The organism is Myroides odoratus, assembly GCF_001549985.1.
GTDB classification, from domain to species: domain Bacteria; phylum Bacteroidota; class Bacteroidia; order Flavobacteriales; family Flavobacteriaceae; genus Flavobacterium; species Flavobacterium odoratum_A.
Genome location: NZ_LROZ01000001.1, coordinates 591882 through 611570 on the forward strand (window position 1 = coordinate 591882; position 19689 = coordinate 611570).

General features: G+C 35.3%; 23 protein-coding genes and 1 pseudogene. 15 read left to right on the plus strand and 9 right to left on the minus strand.

The annotated features are described in order from the left end of the window. Positions 1-46 precede the first annotated feature (46 nt). A pseudogene (locus AWV75_RS18365) lies at positions 47-271 on the plus strand (Arm DNA-binding domain-containing protein); the annotation flags it as partial. 109 nt (positions 272-380) lie between these two features. Continuing rightward, entirely contained in the window at positions 381-929 is a 549-nt protein-coding gene (locus AWV75_RS02775) for a hypothetical protein (RefSeq protein WP_060872908.1), read from the plus strand. 134 nt (positions 930-1063) lie between these two features. On the opposite strand, the gene AWV75_RS19275 is transcribed toward AWV75_RS02775, so the two are convergent. From AWV75_RS19275 to AWV75_RS02795, 4 genes are all read right to left on the minus strand, one after another. After that, positions 1064-1288 (minus strand): GNAT family N-acetyltransferase, encoded by a 225-nt coding sequence (locus AWV75_RS19275; RefSeq protein WP_369038019.1) that lies wholly within the window; start codon positions 1286-1288, stop codon positions 1064-1066. Positions 1289-1470: 182 nt separating this feature from the next. After that, positions 1471-1677: a hypothetical protein gene (locus AWV75_RS02785; protein WP_231737949.1), complete on the minus strand. Its 207-nt coding sequence runs from the start codon at positions 1675-1677 to the stop codon at positions 1471-1473. Positions 1678-1687: 10 nt separating this feature from the next. Beyond that, a complete protein-coding gene (locus AWV75_RS02790) occupies positions 1688-2152 on the minus strand; it encodes a hypothetical protein (RefSeq protein ID WP_156424165.1) in 465 nt (154 codons plus the stop codon). A gap of 169 nt (positions 2153-2321) precedes the next feature. Beyond that, positions 2322-2870 (minus strand): GNAT family N-acetyltransferase, encoded by a 549-nt coding sequence (locus AWV75_RS02795; RefSeq protein ID WP_060872910.1) that lies wholly within the window; start codon positions 2868-2870, stop codon positions 2322-2324. Between the two features lie 301 nt (positions 2871-3171). Between AWV75_RS02795 and AWV75_RS02800 the strand changes: the two genes are divergently transcribed. From AWV75_RS02800 to AWV75_RS02850, 11 genes are all read left to right on the plus strand, one after another. Then, on the plus strand, positions 3172-3843 hold the full coding sequence (locus AWV75_RS02800) for a 4'-phosphopantetheinyl transferase family protein (RefSeq protein ID WP_060872911.1): 672 nt from the start codon (positions 3172-3174) through the stop codon (positions 3841-3843). 305 nt (positions 3844-4148) lie between these two features. Further along, positions 4149-7259 (plus strand): non-ribosomal peptide synthetase, encoded by a 3111-nt coding sequence (locus AWV75_RS02805; RefSeq protein WP_197429543.1) that lies wholly within the window; start codon positions 4149-4151, stop codon positions 7257-7259. A 101-nt stretch (positions 7260-7360) separates the two neighbouring features. After that, on the plus strand, positions 7361-7990 hold the full coding sequence (locus AWV75_RS02810) for a hypothetical protein (protein WP_060872913.1): 630 nt from the start codon (positions 7361-7363) through the stop codon (positions 7988-7990). Positions 7991-8099: 109 nt separating this feature from the next. Continuing rightward, positions 8100-8675, plus strand: coding sequence for a hypothetical protein (locus AWV75_RS02815; protein ID WP_060872998.1), 576 nt, complete (start codon positions 8100-8102; stop codon positions 8673-8675). Between the two features lie 11 nt (positions 8676-8686). After that, a complete protein-coding gene (locus tag AWV75_RS02820; protein ID WP_060872914.1) occupies positions 8687-9322 on the plus strand; it encodes a hypothetical protein in 636 nt (211 codons plus the stop codon). 53 nt (positions 9323-9375) lie between these two features. Beyond that, positions 9376-10062 carry a DUF4919 domain-containing protein gene (locus AWV75_RS02825; protein WP_060872915.1) on the plus strand — a complete coding sequence of 229 codons (687 nt, stop codon included), beginning with the start codon at positions 9376-9378 and terminating at the stop codon, positions 10060-10062. Positions 10063-10099: 37 nt separating this feature from the next. Further along, positions 10100-10660, plus strand: a complete 561-nt coding sequence (locus tag AWV75_RS02830; RefSeq protein ID WP_060872916.1) for a DUF4240 domain-containing protein — start codon at positions 10100-10102, stop codon at positions 10658-10660. 51 nt (positions 10661-10711) lie between these two features. Beyond that, positions 10712-11155: a hypothetical protein gene (locus AWV75_RS02835; protein WP_060872917.1), complete on the plus strand. Its 444-nt coding sequence runs from the start codon at positions 10712-10714 to the stop codon at positions 11153-11155. Between the two features lie 78 nt (positions 11156-11233). Then, positions 11234-11986: a hypothetical protein gene (locus tag AWV75_RS02840; RefSeq protein WP_060872918.1), complete on the plus strand. Its 753-nt coding sequence runs from the start codon at positions 11234-11236 to the stop codon at positions 11984-11986. A gap of 16 nt (positions 11987-12002) precedes the next feature. Further along, a complete protein-coding gene (locus tag AWV75_RS02845; protein WP_060872919.1) occupies positions 12003-12737 on the plus strand; it encodes a hypothetical protein in 735 nt (244 codons plus the stop codon). Further along, positions 12718-13587, plus strand: a complete 870-nt coding sequence (locus tag AWV75_RS02850) for a hypothetical protein (protein WP_060872920.1) — start codon at positions 12718-12720, stop codon at positions 13585-13587. Before AWV75_RS02845 ends, AWV75_RS02850 begins: the two co-directional genes overlap by 20 nt. A 10-nt stretch (positions 13588-13597) precedes the next feature. On the opposite strand, the gene AWV75_RS02855 is transcribed toward AWV75_RS02850, so the two are convergent. After that, positions 13598-14251, minus strand: a complete 654-nt coding sequence (locus AWV75_RS02855; RefSeq protein ID WP_082711017.1) for a prolyl oligopeptidase family serine peptidase — start codon at positions 14249-14251, stop codon at positions 13598-13600. Between the two features lie 278 nt (positions 14252-14529). Between AWV75_RS02855 and AWV75_RS02860 the strand changes: the two genes are divergently transcribed. Beyond that, a complete protein-coding gene (locus tag AWV75_RS02860; RefSeq protein ID WP_060872922.1) occupies positions 14530-15402 on the plus strand; it encodes a hypothetical protein in 873 nt (290 codons plus the stop codon). Between the two features lie 44 nt (positions 15403-15446). Here the strand turns inward: AWV75_RS02860 and AWV75_RS02865 are convergent, their stop codons facing one another. Next, positions 15447-15944: a DNA-deoxyinosine glycosylase gene (locus AWV75_RS02865; RefSeq protein ID WP_060872923.1), complete on the minus strand. Its 498-nt coding sequence runs from the start codon at positions 15942-15944 to the stop codon at positions 15447-15449. A gap of 16 nt (positions 15945-15960) precedes the next feature. Continuing rightward, positions 15961-16770: a helix-turn-helix domain-containing protein gene (locus tag AWV75_RS02870; RefSeq protein ID WP_060872924.1), complete on the minus strand. Its 810-nt coding sequence runs from the start codon at positions 16768-16770 to the stop codon at positions 15961-15963. A gap of 110 nt (positions 16771-16880) precedes the next feature. Between AWV75_RS02870 and AWV75_RS02875 the strand changes: the two genes are divergently transcribed. After that, positions 16881-17792, plus strand: a complete 912-nt coding sequence (locus AWV75_RS02875) for a GNAT family N-acetyltransferase (protein WP_060872925.1) — start codon at positions 16881-16883, stop codon at positions 17790-17792. 31 nt (positions 17793-17823) lie between these two features. Here AWV75_RS02875 and AWV75_RS02880 read toward each other — a convergent pair whose 3' ends face one another. Further along, entirely contained in the window at positions 17824-18894 is a 1071-nt protein-coding gene (locus AWV75_RS02880; protein ID WP_060872999.1) for an SDR family oxidoreductase, read from the minus strand. An 82-nt stretch (positions 18895-18976) separates the two neighbouring features. Beyond that, positions 18977-19561, minus strand: a complete 585-nt coding sequence (locus tag AWV75_RS02885) for a Crp/Fnr family transcriptional regulator (RefSeq protein WP_060872926.1) — start codon at positions 19559-19561, stop codon at positions 18977-18979. Positions 19562-19689 lie beyond the last annotated feature (128 nt).

A 19689-nucleotide genomic window follows, 5' to 3' on the forward strand; every position in this document is an offset into this window, starting at 1 on the left:
TTCTATTTGTAGATATATGTAGTTTTATAGAAGATTATATAGGAGTAGAACAAATAAACAAGGCTCAGCCCCTATTACGTGTAGGCTGACCTATAAAGAACAAAGAAAGCAATTTGCTACAGGACTATTCATCAAACCTGTACATTGGCAAAACTCTAAACAGAGCGCTCATCCTTCTAATGAGGAAAACAATTTTATCAATACACAAGTAAGCCTGATACAGAAAGCTCTGCTTACTTTCTACAGTAGTAAAATTCGAAATAAAATTTAATTGTTAAATATCTAACAAAAGAACAATAACATTAGACTTCTTGTTTTCATCACAGTAAATAAATTAAAATAAGTTAATATTGCATAATATTAAAACAAACTTTACTACAATGAAAAAACTCTTACCATTATTTTTGATTTTGCTGTTATTTACTTCTTGTGCTACGACAACAGCGACGAAAATCCCTCAACATTTTGAAAGCTTTACTGAAAGTTTCAATGAAGGGATGGTTGTCGGGACATTTGCTTTTGAAAATAAAAAACCAATATACAATGGATATTTCTATCATTACAAAGCAGAAGGAGACAGAAAGTTAAGACAACACAGAATGCTGACAATACGTCCTCATCAAATATGGAAGATGAAATATGAACCTGATTTCACGGATAACACAAAAGCTGTTTATCTTTTTTCTATTAAAGATGTAGGTGGAAAATATGCGCTTACGCTTCTAAGGCTACATAGTAATAAAGGCTATATTTCAGTATCGTATGAAGTTCCTTTAGAAAATTTAGACTTTACGATTGAAAAAGGAAAAGTAAAATATCTAGGTGAAATATATTTTAATAGTAAAAAAAGAACTGTTTCATTTTCAGATCAAAAAGAACGGGATTTACCCAAGTTTAAAGAGCGTTTTCCGAACCTTACTATCGAATAATCACACATAGACCCAGAAAAATTAAAAAAAATGCAAATTTTATGCAATGATTTATCTCTCTTTCTATATTGAAACTGATTACCAAAATAAAGAACATCTTTTATCTTTTGATGCGTTTGATTAGACCTGCTGATTTATTCAGCCAAAATTGAATAAACCGCTGTATCCACAAACTTACCGTTGTGAAACTCACTTTCTTTGAAATAGGCCTCTCGGACGAATCCACATTTTTCCAACACGCATTGTGAGCCAATATTGTCTGGGTAAATAAGCGCTTCAATGGAGTGGACTCCAAAATCATCAAATCCATAGATTGTCCTGGTGATACGTTCTCGTTTGAGCTTTAAGTATTGCACCACAACTATCAGACTTAAAATTCAAACGAATACATGCCAACTTTATGGCTAAAAAACTGTTATTTTAGCCTAACCATTTATTTGAAAACATTTTTTATTTTCGAAAATAGAGAGCAACAAAAAATCATTGAATACCGTACATACGATTGGCTGTATTCAATGATTTTCCTTTTATTTCTCCACTCTTATTTTAACAAAATAGGTGCATTTTTTGTTTCATTGGCATCTAAATTAATTCTAAGGCTATCAAACTGTTTCAATACATGTTTCTCGTCTAAAGGAACCCATGCACGAGGAATCGAATCTCTTTTCTGTACTATGCTATCATGCTTCCTTGTAGCCTGACACGAACAACATAATACCATAAAGAATAGTAAAAAAAACTTCATCATACCCAATATTTCAACTGATTGCAAGTATACCATCAAAACAAAAATTCATTAAGACCTGTGTAGCCTTACTTGCTGCTGTAAAACTTCCATCATCACCATATGTTCCATAAATACCACAAGTTCTATTTCCTTTCGTGTAAAAATAATAACCGTCCCTATCTCCACTCCTAGTTGCAATCACAATAGCAGAATAGTCAAAATCACTTGTATTCGAATGTAAAGTATATTTTTGAATAACGCCACAACCAGTCTCGCCCGTATCATTATTATACATTACCACTACTTCAAAAAGACTAGACTCAATAACTAACGGATTTAGAGATTTGATTTTAACATCACGTATCACATCCTCTTTAAATTGCAAATCATCTTCCATTACAATTTGTTGGCTACTTTGCGGTACATTTTTTCTTTCCTCACTTGCATAGGAAAAAAGAAATCCCATCCCGAATAAAATTAAAATTAACTTTCTCATGACTTAACTAATTAGAATGACTATTCTAACTCAGTCACAAAAAATAGTCCAAAATGGAAAAACATTTTCATTTCATATGGAATGACATATTGCTCTTTCAATATTGAAACTGATCATTTAGAGAACGAGAATCCTTTATCTTTTGATGCGCTCGATTACACCTACCAATTTATCCAGCCACAATTGAATAAACCGCTGTATCCACAAACTTGCCGTTGTGGAATTCCTTTTCTTTAAAATACGCTTCTCGTACAAAACCACATTTTTCCACTACTCGAATGGAGCCTTTATTTTCAGGGTAGATAACTGCTTCGATGGAGTGGAACCCTAGATTGTTGAATCCGAAATCTACTAAACGCTGGAGTGCCTCAGAAGCATAGCCTTTTCCATAAAAAGCAGGGAGGAACATATAACCTGTTTCCGTGCGGTAATGTTGGAGCTGCATGCGATAGAAACCAATCGTTCCAATCATTTCCCCACTCTCTTTTAAGGTAATCGTCCAATTGATACATTCCTTATTTGCCATTCGCTCCTGCAAGGAAGTAATATACTCTTCCGCTTCTTTGAGCGCTGTGGCTAATGGAACGGGAATATACTGCATGACTTCTGCACTAGAACGCATTTCAAACACTTCATGAGCATCCTCCAAATTAGTTTGGCGCAGAATTAAACGTTCCGTTTCTAGTATAGGCGAAGTAGTAAAATTAAAATCTAACATAAATAGTTCTTCTAGTCTAAAAGCTAAAAGTAAGAAAAAAAGAAGCTGGCTTCAAGTAAAAAAAACAATCCGAAAAATGAGAATTTTCCTTTGTTTAGTCCATTATTTTAGTACAAAAAGCGATAATTATCAAAAATTAAATTTACATTATTTGTATTTTTTTTCACACAACCTATTGTATATAAGCAAATTAATATTTACTTTTAACCTAATAAATTGACAATTTTATACTGCAACGATTTCAATTTATTCGATGATTTGATGAAGCGGTGTATTCCATGTTTACAACGAACCAGGCGTGATGATTTATGCTTTTTATTTACAGCGCTCTAAACTATGTTTAGAATTCGAACGATTAGAACGAGCGATTAGCAGTTTCCCAATTGTTATTCGAAACGCTATTTTAAAGTATAAAAACAGTGCGGATCAAGAAGCTAGTATAGTAGGAAAACTACTCCTTCAATATGGCTTCATCCAGCTTGGCCTTGATGGTAACGCGCTCCTTCAACAGCTAACGATAGACTCACATGGCAAGCCATCTCTTGCTGAAAGTGATCTCTCTTTTTCGATTTCACATTCAGATGATTTCATCATTTGTGTGTTGACTACTACATCTCGTATTGGAGTAGATATTGAAAAAATAAATCCAATTCCCCAAGAGGATTATACCTTTCTATTGCGAAAGGACGAACAGATTCAAATCGATCAATCTACCCAAAAAGATCGTGCATTTTATCAATTATGGACCCAAAAAGAAGCTTGTCTAAAAGCAGATGGAAGAGGTTTATCCTTCCCCTTGGAAAACGTTTTCATCTCGCATGATATAGCCTCTGTGGATACCACCATTTGGTACCTAGAGGAACTTTTGCTCTCTGATGCTTATTGTTGTACGATTGCAACCAATACAAAGAAGCCAATTGAAATAGTAAAACAACAGATCCATGATATTAATTCATTACTATCATCCTATTAAGTTAGATTAACCTCTTTATAGGGGTATTCGATACTAATAGTCGCACTGATTTATTAATCCTCAGCCCAAGACGTATGACTTAAAACAACCACCTTCATACGTCATTTTTCCCCATTTCCCCTCAAAATTTAGGAAAACATTTACCTTATCTCTTCTTTATCTAAGAAAGGGGTAGCGCTTACTTTTTCCTTTGCACCAACCTATTATTTTTTCATTGATACTGTATTTTTTATTCCTATTTAATCCTAGGATGTCCCAAGGCTCTTATCATTTTTAAAATGATTATCAACCAATTACAATGTATTATGAACCAAAATGTATACACCGATCCACTAACGATCAACAAACCAACGCTTACAGCTAAACAATTAGAACAGGTTTTATCCTTTAATCAAACCGCAAATAATGCCCACCCCCTCGATCAAACCATCATTGATTTAATTGAGGAACAAGTGCGATTAGTACCTGATAAAACGGCGCTTATTTTCCAAGATAAAACACTAACCTATCGTGAAATGGATCAATTAGCCAATCAATTGGCCCATCACCTGATGCATTCAGCAGCAATCAAACCCGATGACCGCATTGGCTTGATGATGGATCGCAGTGAAAAGCTCATTATCTCCCTTTTAGCGATTATGAAAACAGGAGCAGCTTATGTACCTATGCCTCCCTTATATCCTGAAGATCGATTAAAAGCCATTAGTCAGGAAAGTCAGATTTCTTTGTTATTAACTGAACAAGCTTTTGAAAAAGTTGCGCAAAGAATAAATTCACAAACCGTCACTTGGGAAGAAGTAGATTGGGAGATGTCAAAAGAAATTCCGATAAGAAATCTCAAACCACATCATTTAATGTATGTGATGTTCACTTCGGGTTCTACAGGAGGCCCAAAAGGAGTTGCCATAGAACATAGAAGTGTGGTCAATGCTTTAAGTTATTTTATTGAAAACGTTATTCATAAATCCACAGGCTATATGCTTGCAGTTAGCACTTATGCCTTTGATATTTCAGTGCTTGAGATTTTTTCTATATTGATGACGGGACATACCCTTGTTGTAGCTTCGCAGGAAGATCAGCTCAACCCAGAAGCTATCGTTGACCTTATTTTGAAATACAATATATCAGTAGCCCAAACAACACCAAGCACTTGGTCTATGTTAGCTGATACAACCAATTGGCATAAAGTAAAACCAATGCATATTATTTGTGGAGGAGAATATTTATCTCCAACACTTGGCAAAATCTTGTTAGATGGAAATCACACCATCTGTAATGTATATGGTCCTACAGAAACCACCATTTGGGTTACGTGTAAGATGATTTATTCTGAAGCTGATTTATATACTATTGGTGGACCCATTGACAATACGGATATTTATATTATACATCAAGATAAAATACAACCTATAAATGAAGTTGGAGAGATTTGTGTAGGGGGTATTGGATTGAGTCGTGGTTATTTAGGACAGCCTGAACTCACTCAAACTAAATTTATAGCTCACCCTTTACAACCTGGTAAAAAAATATACAAAACTGGGGATTTAGGAAAATGGTTAGAAAATGGTGAAATAGAATACATTGGCAGAATAGATGATCAAGTCAAAATTCGAGGGTATCGCATTGAGCTCCAAGAAATAGAGGAAAATATTGCTAAACTAGAAGGCGTAGAAAAGGCAGTTGTTCGTGTTAAATCCACAAGTGACTATGATAAAAAACTTCTAGGCTTTTTAGAGTGCCCTAGTTTGCGTCTTGATGAAAAAGGGAGACATGCCCTTATCAAACAGTTTCGAGAAGTGCTTACTCAGCGCCTACCTGTTTATATGATTCCGCATGATTTTGTAATTATGGAGAAATTCCCATTAAATTCCAATGGAAAAATCGATAAAAAAGCATTGCTAGAAAACTATAAAAACACAAAAGTAACTTTTGATGAGAGTAAAGAATTTAAAAATGAGTTTGAAAAAACGATCTATAAAATTTGGACAGAGATTTTGCAGTATCCTTTTATTGAAGTAAAAGACAACTTTTTTGAATTGGGAGGACATTCTTTACTGTTAGCTAAGTTGTATAACCGATTGCCCGATCTTTATCGTGATAACATCAAATTACAAGATTTATTTATCCACAAAACGATTGAGTCACAAGCCCAAATTATTCAAGAACGAATTAATACCGATGTTACTTATCAAGAAAATGATCAAAATGAAAAAATGATTCAGCAATTATTAGAAGATGCAAAGCTTATACCTGAAATTAACTTAACAGGTACTTTAGATACTTCAATTATGAATGCCCCAGATAGCATCTTATTAACAGGAGCTAACGGATTTGTAGGCGTGCATGTCATTGATGAATTAATGAAGCAAACAGAAGCTACGGTTTACTGTCTAGTTCGCGCCGAAAATGAACAAATCGGATTCAAACGTTTGCGTCAAGCCTTTGAGCAATTCTTAATCCCTTCGCATTGGTTTGATACTGGTCGAATTCAAGTGGTGACTGGAGATTTGAATAAGCCTTTATTGGGATTCAGTGAAGCACAATTCAATGCATTAGCAAACAAAATAGATTGTATTTACCATTCAGGAAGTTCCGTAAATTTTATTGAACCTTATCCTATCATCCGAAAAGCCAATATTTTAGGCCTTCAAGAGGTGATTAAATTTGCTGCTACAGGAAAAGTAAAACCGGTATCCCTGTTTTCCACTTGTGCTGTTTTTAGCTTTGGGCATCAATTTACAAAAAAGAGATTTGCATTGGAAAACGACGATATTCACCAAGATTTAGAAGCCGTTAGTCGTGATCTAGGTTATGTACAAAGTAAATGGGTCATGGAACAAATCATGGCAAAAGCAGAAGAAAAAGGAGTACCTGTTATGGTTTTCCGTTTGGGCTATGCTTTGAGTAATTCACAGACGGGTTCAACCGCCATATACCAATGGTGGGGTGCATTAGTTAGAAGTTGCATTGCCAATAATGCCTATCCATCCATTCTAGGTTTTAAATCCCAACTTGTTCCTGTAGATTATATGGCCAAGAGTATTGTGCGTATCTCTCGTCAAAAAGAAGCCTTAGGTAAAAAATTTCACCTAACCCCGCTTCCTGAAGGGGATGTATCCATTAATGACTTCTTTGATCGAATTAATCAATACTTTGGGTTTAAGATGAAACCTCTTCCGTATCAGGATTGGTTAAATTTATGGAAGAATAATGAAGATGATCCCTTGTACCCTTTACTTGGAATGTTCACAGACAAAGTACATGGGGAATCCACATTAAAAGAAGTGTATCAAAATACGTACTATTATGATTCACAGAATACCTTGGACTTCATAAAGGATAGTGAAATGCCATATCCACCTTTGATTAACAAAACCATGCTAGAGCCTTATTTGAAATATTTAGCTGTTATTTAATTTCTAAAAGGCTATATAGGAAGCGCAGTACGTCACTGCGCTTTTCTTTTTTCCATACATACAAAATATTTCATATCTTACTTATCCATTTAAACTATTGTATGACTTGGCATCCCATAACACTTGAAGAATTATATCTCGAGATTCTAAAAGGAGTAAACAAAATGACTGCTGAACAATTGCTGTTCTGGCAACAGATTCGCATCACTCCAGAAAAATGGGTTGAACATACAATGGGACATGAAGGTGGGGGATTTTGGGTGATTGCCCAATATAATCACAAGATTTTATATTATAACGATATTGAAGAAGGTTTTAATTGTTCAACCTTTGTACAAAAAGGAATTATAGATTACTATGCGACTGCACAAAATGAACTCCAATGGGTGCTACCTCTGATGAGAACACCGAGTTTCAAATCAAATATATACATTGACAATATGCCTATTGGCATATTAATCCTTTCTATTCTTGATGAAACGATGGGTGTTTTATCGGGTTATTTAACCCCTAATGAACAGTATAAAAAATTCCAACCCACTATTTTCAACCAATTTGATCAAAAAGGAATTTCAAATACTGTGGATTTCAATTATCAAATTATCTTGGAGAACACTTTTGTATTACACCCGAAAGGTGGAATAGGAATCATACATTCTCGTGATTTTCCTGAAGAAATAATAGTTGAAACTACAGGGAATACAATCGACGAAATCATGGAATTAATTTAATTCCCTATTCAACATCAATATACTCTTATTGTCTTCGAATTATTCACTTACTTACTTCTATTTACATGTACTATCTTTAACATGAAAATAAATGTCTCATTTTATGCGTATGAAAAAAATCACCTTTGTTATTTTTCCCTTGCTTTTTCTATTCCTAGGATGTGCAAATGAAGTTCAAATTGACAATAAATACCTAACGGCTACTATGCCCTGGGAATATCGAAACTTGACCGATTTTAATAACATGGATGTCCTTTATTTGGATTGCATCAAAAAAGATGGATTGCAAAGTATCTTCTCTATTGATCATGAAGTCGATTTAACCATTCAACCCAACAGTCAAACAATTTTAGAAGATACTCCTGTAGCGGTTTTATCCCGTCGCTTCCGTTCTATCAAACATTCGGTAGATAATGACCCAGCCTTTGGTTGGAAAAACTTTACTATCACCAAAGCCCCCAAAGCCATTACCTTTAAAGGATTACCCGCAGCAGAAGGCATATTTGAGGTCGAGGAATATATAAAAAGTACGGATCAAATCATCCAAAAAAGAATTAAACGCCTAGTTGTTTTCGTAGATAATGACTTATGGAATATTGTTTTAGCTCCTTCACAACTAAAACATTACGAAGATGAAATGCATACCTTTGAGCAAATCCTTGAAAGTATTGAAATTAAAAAATAAAACGTACGCTAATGGTTCATTTTGACAATCTAAAAACCCATGCTACTGATTTTCCTAAGACTTGGACTTTTTTAGGGTCACCTGAAGAAGCCGCGGATATTCCGCAGACTCATAAAGACCAGATTTTCTTCCTCGATGCAGCAGCGACCACTTTTGTGCAACAGTATATAGCGAGTGCTAAAATGGTGACAGGTCCTTTGTGGAACCCCTTTAACGAGCGCTATTTCAAGACTGTTAAAACCTTTGAGATTACAACGAATACACAAGAGCACGTTAAAAAATGGCTGTATAAAAAGCCTATTCCCTTTGATCACTTTGTTCTTGTTGATGCTGATCGCAGTGGACAAGCAGTATTACTCACCTGGAAAATGGTACTTCACTATTGGGAAGGTCTTTTCTTTGCTGATGATCTACTGATTTTTGACGCTTCTCTTACTTGGGGCTTGTTCTATTTTCACGAAGATCAGCTGTATTTTGGAAGCGATAAAATCTACGATAAAGAATTTGAATATGAGAAAACAAAAGCGCTACAAGAATTGAAAAAACAATTCTTTACGCCTAGCAACTTGAACTTCACCCAAGAGGAAAAAAGAAAAGCCATTCAAGCCTTTAAAATCAAATACAATACGGATTCATTAACCGATTAATTTCTTTTTTTCTATTGTTTCGGTACACATTGTTTTATCTTTAAACAAAAAACATGCTACAAAAGACAATTACCACTTGTTTCTTACTCCTATCTATTGTAGGCTTTGGTCAAATTACGGATTTTAAAGCTCCTGCTTATTCATCCATTGAAAAGGATATACAAAATACGCAATCTGACTATTACTATCCTAAACTGATGCAACAACTGAAAACAGGAGCGGCTGTCCTCACGGCAAGTCAATATGAGCATTTGTATTATGGCTATGTCTTTCAAACGGCCTACAATCCCTATGCAGTATTCTCAAAAGAAGAAGAACTTGATACCTATTATCAAAAAGAACCAGACATGAAGGATATTCCTCGTCTACAAATTCTATTGCGAGAAGCCTTGGATGAATTTCCTTTTGATTTTACTGCTATGATGTTTCTCGCCTATATTTATCACCTCAACGGAGAAGAAGAAAAATCGGAATTACTAACTAAACACTTTGAAGGATTTGCAAAAGCAATTATGGCTTCTGGTGATGGATTAACTTGTAAAACAGGATTACACGTTATCGCCACTGAGCATGAATATCACATGCTTCAACTTTTTGACTTACAGTATATTGATCAAAGTTCTGATGGGACATGTGACTTCTTAACCCTTGATCCAGAATATTATACCTTACCTGGGATTTACTTTAATGTGAATCAATTGCAGAAAAAAAATCTAGCTCAACTCAAATCAAACAAATAGAACGTCCTTTTTTATAACGTACAAAAAAATAAGCCCCATGAATACCTTAGAAAAAACAGCAGAAATGCTCGATGAAACTCAATTCTGGACTATTGTTGAAACTTCTTTACAACACAGCAATTCCCAAGACGAGCAAGAAGCCTATTTGATTCAAGCTTTAGAGAAATTAACACCAAAAGAGATTATTGGTTTTCGTTTGAGAACAGATAAACTTTTATATGACACGTATGATTCTGCCATGTGGTGTGCGGGATATTTGATGAATGGTGGTTGTTCGGATGATGGCTTTGAGTACTTTAGGAATTGGGTAATTTCTAGAGGAAAAGAAGTCTATGAACAAGCCAAAGCCAATCCCGATACGCTGATTAGTCAAAAAGATAAAGCAGAAGATGATTTATTCGACTTTGAGAGTTTTTGGTATGTGGCATTAGAAGCCTTTGAAAATCAAACAGGAAAAGAACTATATGATTATATTGATGAAGATAACTTTGATACCAATGAAGGCAACTATCCTTCTTTTGAATTTGATTGGAGCGATGAAGAACCTGCAAGTATGCAAAAACTTTGCCCGAAATTATACGAGCACTTTTGGAATTAATACAGAGTCTAACTAATGCTAAAGACCCTGTTTTGTAGATAAAAAAACAGTATGATTAACACCTATCCTAATCCTTGGAATTTTTCCAATACAGATATCAATCTCATTTCACCGGATCAACAATATAGAATTGAATACGGGGATTTGCACGAAATCGCCATGGGTGCACCACTCGGAGGAAATTGCTATCTAGTCTTAAATAATCAGAAATTAAAAATCCATGATTGGGTGGGTGGTCCTGTAATCTGGAATGAAACAAGTACACGATTAGCTCTTCCCGTATGGACTTTTGAAAGAAAACAACAAATCGCAATATTAGATTTAATTCATCTCACAATAACCATTTATCAACAGCTATTTCGCGTATTACAACTTTCTCATTTTGATGATACCTGTATCATAGGTCTTGATAGTCCAAAATATCAACCCAAATCACTTCTATTTGATATTCAGCAAGAAAATATCGATAGTACCAAAATTATAATTTATCTCTAACATCATTATATTTCATTTTATGTTGGTTACGGTATTCTTATTCGGTACTTTTGAAATCTAAACAACCTAAAATAGCTAATGAAATATATCAAACTAAGTTTCATTTTTTTCGTACTTTCATTCTTCACAAGCTGCAATCTTCTAGTAGATTCATCCAACTATGAAACTACAACCTCAGCCTTTGTCGAAGCCTTAAAACAAGATGATTTTGATACGTGTCTCTCACTTATGCAATTGGAAAATGCGGAAGGACAACGTTTAAATGTAGATACCTTACGTGTGGAATTTGATCACTTCAAAAAACTCTTACATCATAGTTTTGGCGAAAAACCTTATGAATACAACTTCGTCAAATGGCAAAAAACAAAATCAACTAATGCTAGTGAAAATACGCCTTCCAACACAACTAGAGCCTTTATAGAGTTTAATAATGGCAATGAATTAGGTGTCCTTCAGCTTTTATTTGATGACGAAACAAATAAAATCCTAGATATTCGTGCTTTAGATATTAAAGTAGACAAGCCTAACATTTTTTTGTTTTGGTTGTCTGCTATTATTCCGATAATGGTACTGTTATTTAACCTCTACGTTATACGAGAAATTAAACGAAGTAAATTAGAGAAAAAATGGATCAAATACTTAGCTGTAATTCTATTGAATGTTCCTTCATTCAGCTATGCTGCTATTGGAGGTCTAACTATTAACTTCTTAAGTTTTCAATTTCTTTTAGGCGTTGGTTTTAGTGGCAATGGTATTATAGAATCTGCTTGGACTGTTGGTATTCCTCTTGGAGGACTCTATTGGATTTGTCAACTTAAAATGTGGAAATAAAAATAGAGGCACTTATATGACAGTTTTTTCTTATCATTTAGTACACGTATCTTTCATTACTAGTTTACACCTCCTATTCTTTCCACCAAAAGCAAAAAATATTCCAGGCTTAGTTCATGCCGATACCATGCATACCATGATATTGGGATCACCTGTCGTTTCACCCGCACGATTTCTAATCCGTCAACTTGTTGTCTTTGCTCAATGGGAAAATGAAGAAGCTTTAGAACGCTATCTTAAGACGAATACCTTAGGAAAAAAACTAGCTCAAGGTTGGCATACGCGTTTATTATTTGTCAGACAATGGGGAACACTTTCTAAGTATAAAATCCCCAGTGAAGGTGTCACACTAGACAACGAAAGTGAAGCTGTCATTGCTGTCACCTTAGCGCGGATGCAATATTTTCAAATTCCTCGATTTATTCGTTGGGGTCGTCCAACCGAAAAACTAGTCCGCGATCATCCTGCGCCAACATTAGCCTTAGCATCGTTTAAATTTCCTACGACTATTTCTACCTTTTCAATTTGGCCTTCTGTAAAAAGTATGACCGACATGGTCCAAGGGCATAGTCAAGTTACTGAACCTCAAAGACACAAAGAGGCGATGAAGGAAAGAAATCGAAAGGATTTTCATATCGAATTTAGTACATTGCGCTTTAAGCCCATTGCGGAGTATGGTACCTGGAAAGGTCAACAAGACTATATTGTTCGAGCAAACCAAAAGAATAAAAATGCAACGAGTATCAGCTAAACAAAATATGCAAGATTGGCTTACCCAACAATGGGTAATCACTTGTGGAAACAAATTTGATCCGACAGTATCTCCTTGGTTAATAGGTCCCTTTGGGCAAGTGGGTGATACTGGAGAAGATTTTATTCATCAATTAGCGCAACAAGAACAATTACTCCTCAAACGCAATTGCACAAATGCAGGCTTACTACCTTCCTTTAAAATATTAGGATTATCTCAAGAAGAAGAATCAAAAATAGCTCCAGCTATTATTGATTTTTATGAACAAACATCAGCCTACAACCTAACGCTTACTTTGCGCTGGAATCCCTTTTTTAAAGGGTTCGGTCACCTTGTGAACATCTTGTTTAGCAATCGACTCAACCAATTACATATCCCCATAAACAACCAATTACGTAAAACCCGAATAACCAGTGAGATTATTCAATTAATCACACCTGATACAAAAGAAGTTCGTTATACGTTTTGGTTGAGAACCTTTCCATCAACAGGTATAATTATATTTTCTGGGGTTTATGGAACCTGCCAATTACCCTCAGGTCAACAAGCTATAAAAGCTGTTTTTCCATTACCCAATGGCAATGCTACCGTATTGCTAAAACCGCAAGTGGGAGCACAAGGAGAATTTATCTTACATTCTAATGGTAATAAATGGGGGGATGCAGGCTTCTATTTTCTACTACAAGATAGCAAAGAAAAGTATTGGGCAAGATTTATTCCTTCCTTTAAGGATAAACTTATCGTACAAACCCATTCTGATGGATTAACAGCCAATCAACAACTAAAACTTTGGGGGCTGACTGTCTTAACTATTTCGTATTACATTACCCCAAAAACAAAAAAAGAATAACGCGATAACGTTATTCTTTTTTTGTATACTGAAACAACCAGTTGTATAAATCTAAATGACGATATAAATCCTCTACACTACCGTGATTCCCTCCTTTGACTATTTGTAATTCAACAGGAGCTTTTGCACTGCATTTTTGGATCGCCGTCATTATTTTTTTCGATTCCTTTAGTGGTACAATAAAATCTTTATCCCCGTGGATTAATTTAATTGGTAAACCTGTTAAGTTACAGGCATCTTGTGTTTCTCCTCCTCCACAAATGGCAATAGCAGCGGCAAGGCGATTCGCGTATTTACTTGCATATTTCAATGTGCCATAGGCACCCAAACTCATACCTGTAATGTAAATTCGACTTTCATCAATGGCATAATGTTCAATCATGTATTGTACAATCTCATCTACTTTATCAGGATTCCAAGGGCCTGAAGGCAATTGAGGAGCGACCAAATAAGCAGGTAATTTTAATCCTTTTTCAATGCCTCTTAGCGGGCCATAACGCTTAACACGCTCAATATTAGTTCCAGATAAACTTCGCCCGTGTAAAAAGATCACCAATGGGTTTTTCTCTTGTACTGCACTAGGTTCATTGACCCAAAATTGATAAGAGGTTTGGTCCAAAATAGCTTGAGGTTGTGCCGATAACGTAAACGAAATCAACCCCATAAGTATACTTAGTAAACGCATAGAATTTTTACCTAAATATAGCTGTATTCTAGAAAAGCTCACAGAAAAAAAATGCAGCAATTATTTTTCTTTTTGTATTGAAGCAGAAACGAAGTAAAACATTAACTCACAATACGTTACAACTAATACTCAACCAGTGCTTTCACATTTAGTTAAAAAACATATATTATTTTAAGTTAATAATTATCAAATTAATTTAACATATAAATATTATATTCTATTTTTAATCAAAATTTAAAAACATATAATAAAACTAAATGAAAAAACTAGTAAAGACAACATTATTTGCCAGTCTTGGCTTATTCCTATTCAGCTGTAATTCGGATGATAGTGCCTCAATAAAGATGGAAAAGGTATACCAGCTTAGTTCTATAGAACAAAACTATTATGATGAAGATGAGACTACAGAGGAAAAGCATTTACTTCATGTGACTTATCAATTAAAATACGATGCTGATTTTAAATTGAAAAAAATCTTATATGAAGATACAGGCTATATTAATAAGAAGGTAGTTAGAGAACAGTCCTTCGAAATGCAACACACTTTAGACGAAAAAGGAAGGTTACAAACCTTTATGATTAAAAAGCTTCCTATACTTGTAGAAGAATACACCTATACGTATGCGGATGACTTATTACAATCAACAACCTTTAATTTTGTACAACAAGGTAAGGCCGTTACAGCAACGTTTAGTCATAATGAAAACAAACTAATGGTTAGCAATCATTCACAAGAAGCTGATTCACCAGGAGATAATATACATATAGATTATACCTACAATGAAAAAAAACAAGTGAATCAATTTAAGGTTAACCGTCAAGGGAATAATAATCAATCCGTTCATTTAACTTATGACGATAAATTATCCCCATTCTATAATCTTCCATATGACTTGACTAGTTTACTACTCAATTTTAATCACACATTCCCTTACAGCTATAAATTTCCCAACAATATAACTTCATTAACAGAAGGCAAAAAAGTTAATGAGGTCGAATTTACTTATAATGAGGCTAATTTACCTACGAAAGCCATCTACTATGATGGACCCAAAGCAGATCAACTAGTAGCCTTCGACATAACTTATACGTATACCGTTAGAGAAGTCGAAGCAAAAGCAAAAAAATAAAATCAATAACATTTGAAACCGATTAGTAACTAATCGGTTTTTTGTTATTCACACCACCCCTTTAAACTGCTCCAAGCTTTTAATTTTTCATCAAAAGTCATTCTTGCATTTGCTCCACTAGGAGACGGTAAGGTTACCATTGGTATCCCAACTTCTATTCCAATGTATTTTTTAAAGTATTTTGCTGCGTTTTGGCTAGAAAAAACAATCAGCTGAATACTGGGATAATCTTGGAGTAATTGGGGAATATTATTAGGATGTTCCGCTTTGATTGCACTATCTAAGCTCCCTTCTCTTTCACACGATTGTAAAACATCCCAAAGTGCAAGATGATGGTTTTGAATTAAATTCACTTTACTCTGGTATACCGTTGATAATGGTTCTTCAAAAACAGCAAATAACAGCTTCCAAAACACATTCTGTCTATTGCCATAATATTCCTGTTGTTCTAAAGATTTAACACTAGGCATTGTACCTAAAATTAAAACTTTAGGCGTAGCACTGAGTAAAGGTGGAAAAGATTGAATACGTCCTGTCTTCATGCGTTCATTTTCTGTTTTAGGTATGAGTTAAACGATATTGCATGGGACTCTGTCCCACATAGGTTTTAAAATAACGACAAAAGGTAGTTGAATCGGCAAAATGCAACTGCTCTGCAATTTGATAAATCGGTAGTTCCGTTGCTGTTAGATATGTTTTAGCCTTGATGACAACTAATTCCGTAATAACCTTCGAAATAGATTTCCCTGTGCGTTGTCGTATTAGTGTCGTCAAATATTTCGGTGTCAGCTTTAATTGATCCGCATAAAAGCGCACTGACTTCTCCACAAGATAATGCTGATGGAGCAAGTTATAAAATTGAAACACAATACTATCCTTTCGTGAACTCGGTTGCATCACTTGTTCTTCTTGTTGATATACCCGATTGATGTGGGCAATGAACGAATACAAAAGATAGCGTAAAGCATCTGCTTGAAAAATAGATACCAGAGACAGCTGCTGCTGAAAAAGGGTGAGATATTGTTCAAAAATAACTTGGTCTGACTGCTCTAAAACAAGGAGAGGCTGCTGAACTAATACACTTAAGAAATTGTAGTTCGTCGGTAAAATCATCTCATCTATTGTCTGAAAACTAAACACTAAATGAATACACTGAAAATCACTGCTATATTGCTGAGTAAAAACCAAACTTTGGGGAAATAAAGTAATCAAAGTCCCTTGAACAACACGATACGCCTGGGTGTTAATGGTTACATTTGCCGTTCCTGCGATACAATACGAAAGAATAATTTGTCCTTCTTGCTGTATTGCAGTAGGATTCCAAAGATTAAAAAGTTCCGGAGTGGTTAATACTTGAATATTCTGCATTTTTCGATTACATTTCACTTACAAATATAACCTTTTGCACATTAATTCAGGTGAATCATCGACACCTATTCAAATTGAAATAGAGTACTTTGCCCTTTATATTTGTATTTATGCAGACCAAACAGATTACAGTAAACGACAAAACATACACCTTGCACATCGCTTATCAAGACAATGATACACTGCGAAAAGCATTCAATGCCATGACCTTTGATTTTTGGGAATTCACGTTTGAATCCTATTATCAATCGGGATATTGGGACGATACTTGCATTATTTTTTCTTTATTTGATGGAGAAACTATCGTCGCCCATACGACTTTAAGTATATTTCAAACGAAAATACAAAATCAATTGCTTTGTCTTGGTCAATTAGGAACTGTTATGACCCAGCCTACACATACCAAACAAGGATTATCGCGTTTCTTAATGCAGCATATTATGGAAACCTATCGCAATACATTGGATGGTTATTTCTTATTTGCCAATGATACCGTCTTGGAGTTTTATCCTAAATTTGGTTTTATTGCGGTTCCTGAATTTCAGGCCACAAAATCATTTCAACAACAAGCGAATGACTATGAGGTAAAACAACTTAACCTCAACTATCAAGAGGATTTAGCCTTATTTCAGCATTACCTAAAAAACGGGCACACCGCTTGTCGTTTTGACACCCAAAGTTTTGGATTAGCCCATTTCTATTGTTATGCCAATCCTGAATTTGGCTTTGCGGATTCCATTTTCTTTCTCCCTCAATTAGAAACGATTGTCCTTGCCCAACAAGAGGAGGATACGTTGTTGATACTCCAAGCCTATTATATACAGCAAAACCGCATAGAAGAAGCAATTAATGCCTTAGCAACAGCTCAGACAACGCGTATTACATTGGGTTTTACCCCCACAGCTAGTGGATATGACTTTATCCCCTATAAAGAAGAAGACCTAACCCTCTTTGTTACTCCCTCCCTTGTTCCTTACTTTACGGAACAACAAACCCTGATTCCCCTACTATCACATACCTAAAAAAGGAGAGCTAGAGCTCTCCGTTTTTAATTTAAGGAATGATTTGTTCATCGCGCAACTTTTGAAACAAAGCATAAAAAGAATCTCGTGTAGATTGATAGGCAGTAAAGCCCAATGTTCTACTTTTAGACATATCCGTTACCACTTCCAGAGGACGACCTAAATCTAAATCTGTATGCCAAGGTGAAATAAGCTCATGCAAAGCTGGAATTTTTAATTGATGAACTGTTGCAACATTTTCCCATAACGCTTCCTTACCTTGTACTTGTTCTTCAAGAGGTTGTGGTTGATCCACATAACCTATTGCCTCAATTCCAAACCAAGATGCAAGTTCAAACCACAATTGATTCCATCGAAATACATCTCCATTAACCACATTAAATGCCTGATTAGCCGCTTGAGGCGTTTCACTTGCCCAAACGAGTTGCTTGGCTAAAATCTTCGCATCGGTTACATCAGACAATCCCTTCCACTGGGCTTCAGAACCAGGCCAAACCATCGGTTTCCCTTCTGCTTTACACAAACTCGCATATACAGCTAAAGTTGTCCCAATATTCATCAAATTAGTTCCTTTCGCCCTTCCAACTATCGTATGAGGTCTGTGAATACTCCACGTAAAACCATCGCGAATAGCAGCAGCATAGACCTCATCTTCTTGAGCATAGTAAAAATTCGGTAAATCTAAACGAGGATGTTCTTCCTTCACCGGTGTCAAAGGAAGAATTCCACTTTTTGCATAAGCATCGAATGGACCTAAATAATGTTTCAATCCTGTAACCAAAGCGACGTGTTGTACGGATTTTTTAGGAGATAATGCCTTTAAAACATGGCGCACTAACGCACTATTCCATTGAATATTTTCTTCTTCTGAAGCCCCGCGTACCCAAGCGGTAAAAAACACATGGGTTGGTGCAAGATCTGCTAATGCTTCTTGCAATTGTATGGGGTCTAAAAGATCTGCTACCACAGGAATCACTCCCGCAATCCCCACATTTGGATTGCGTGCCAATCCATAGGTTACCCAACCTTGAGCAACTAATTCTTCAGCCAAATTACTTCCCGCAATTCCGCTTACTCCTACTACTAATGCACTGTTTTTCATCTGTTCCATATTTATAGAACAAAGCTAGCTCGACTTTCAGAACTGTCCTTTGATCTACAATAAGAACAACCCTTGATCTAAATCAAGATAAATCTCTTTTTTTATGCTTTATTCTACTAAATGTTTCTGGGGTAAGTCCCAAGAAAGAGGCCAGTAAACTCTGCGGAATTCGCTGTATCAATTCGGGATAAGTGTGTATTAAATAGAAGTATTTTTCTTCAGCAGAATAGCTTTGAGCATAAATGAGTCGTCGGTCCTTCGTAGCCAAACTCCTCTCATATACCAAGCGAAAATAGCGTTCCATTACAGGAACTTCCTCCAGCATTTGATCATAATTAATGCGAGACAACAACAATAATTCGCAATCTTCTATAGCTTCAATAGCCAACGTAGCAGGTGTTTGAAACAAAAAGCTCTGAAAATCTGCAATCCACCACCCTTCCCATCCAAAGAGATTGATATTTTCATTGCCTTTTTCATCCAATACATACGATTTTAAAAGCCCTTGACTGACAAAAGCAAAGTTCATACACACCTCCTCTTCTTGTAATAAAAATTGGCGTTTTCTCAATTTTTTTACACGAAAAAAAGACGATATCTGTTCTTTTTCTGTTGGGGTTAATCGAACTTTTTGTTCAATATGTGCAAATAGATTTTCGTATAGCATAATTTGTCCTGTCGGTACTCAAAGATACGAATCCTTCTACTGATCTGCGATCTTTTTCATCCTTCCTTATAAATCCTATGGCACTTTTTACTAATCCTATTCGTTTTCTCCTACCTTTGCATAACACT

What these genes read in the sequence shown, in the direction of transcription:
- AWV75_RS02775 (WP_060872908.1), top strand. Translation starts at nt 381, where the DNA reads ATGAAAAAACTCTTACCATTATTTTTGATTTTGCTGTTATTTACTTCT.
- AWV75_RS02785 (WP_231737949.1), bottom strand. Translation starts at nt 1,677, where the DNA reads ATGATGAAGTTTTTTTTACTATTCTTTATGGTATTATGTTGTTCGTGT.
- AWV75_RS02790 (WP_156424165.1), bottom strand. Translation starts at nt 2,152, where the DNA reads ATGAGAAAGTTAATTTTAATTTTATTCGGGATGGGATTTCTTTTTTCC.
- AWV75_RS02795 (WP_060872910.1), bottom strand. Translation starts at nt 2,870, where the DNA reads ATGTTAGATTTTAATTTTACTACTTCGCCTATACTAGAAACGGAACGT.
- AWV75_RS02800 (WP_060872911.1), top strand. Translation starts at nt 3,172, where the DNA reads ATGATTTATGCTTTTTATTTACAGCGCTCTAAACTATGTTTAGAATTC.
- AWV75_RS02805 (WP_197429543.1), top strand. Translation starts at nt 4,149, where the DNA reads ATGAACCAAAATGTATACACCGATCCACTAACGATCAACAAACCAACG.
- AWV75_RS02810 (WP_060872913.1), top strand. Translation starts at nt 7,361, where the DNA reads ATGACTTGGCATCCCATAACACTTGAAGAATTATATCTCGAGATTCTA.
- AWV75_RS02815 (WP_060872998.1), top strand. Translation starts at nt 8,100, where the DNA reads ATGAAAAAAATCACCTTTGTTATTTTTCCCTTGCTTTTTCTATTCCTA.
- AWV75_RS02820 (WP_060872914.1), top strand. Translation starts at nt 8,687, where the DNA reads ATGGTTCATTTTGACAATCTAAAAACCCATGCTACTGATTTTCCTAAG.
- AWV75_RS02825 (WP_060872915.1), top strand. Translation starts at nt 9,376, where the DNA reads ATGCTACAAAAGACAATTACCACTTGTTTCTTACTCCTATCTATTGTA.
- AWV75_RS02830 (WP_060872916.1), top strand. Translation starts at nt 10,100, where the DNA reads ATGAATACCTTAGAAAAAACAGCAGAAATGCTCGATGAAACTCAATTC.
- AWV75_RS02835 (WP_060872917.1), top strand. Translation starts at nt 10,712, where the DNA reads ATGATTAACACCTATCCTAATCCTTGGAATTTTTCCAATACAGATATC.
- AWV75_RS02840 (WP_060872918.1), top strand. Translation starts at nt 11,234, where the DNA reads ATGAAATATATCAAACTAAGTTTCATTTTTTTCGTACTTTCATTCTTC.
- AWV75_RS02845 (WP_060872919.1), top strand. Translation starts at nt 12,003, where the DNA reads ATGACAGTTTTTTCTTATCATTTAGTACACGTATCTTTCATTACTAGT.
- AWV75_RS02850 (WP_060872920.1), top strand. Translation starts at nt 12,718, where the DNA reads ATGCAACGAGTATCAGCTAAACAAAATATGCAAGATTGGCTTACCCAA.
- AWV75_RS02855 (WP_082711017.1), bottom strand. Translation starts at nt 14,251, where the DNA reads ATGGGGTTGATTTCGTTTACGTTATCGGCACAACCTCAAGCTATTTTG.
- AWV75_RS02860 (WP_060872922.1), top strand. Translation starts at nt 14,530, where the DNA reads ATGAAAAAACTAGTAAAGACAACATTATTTGCCAGTCTTGGCTTATTC.
- AWV75_RS02865 (WP_060872923.1), bottom strand. Translation starts at nt 15,944, where the DNA reads ATGAAGACAGGACGTATTCAATCTTTTCCACCTTTACTCAGTGCTACG.
- AWV75_RS02870 (WP_060872924.1), bottom strand. Translation starts at nt 16,770, where the DNA reads ATGCAGAATATTCAAGTATTAACCACTCCGGAACTTTTTAATCTTTGG.
- AWV75_RS02875 (WP_060872925.1), top strand. Translation starts at nt 16,881, where the DNA reads ATGCAGACCAAACAGATTACAGTAAACGACAAAACATACACCTTGCAC.
- AWV75_RS02880 (WP_060872999.1), bottom strand. Translation starts at nt 18,894, where the DNA reads ATGAAAAACAGTGCATTAGTAGTAGGAGTAAGCGGAATTGCGGGAAGT.
- AWV75_RS02885 (WP_060872926.1), bottom strand. Translation starts at nt 19,561, where the DNA reads ATGCTATACGAAAATCTATTTGCACATATTGAACAAAAAGTTCGATTA.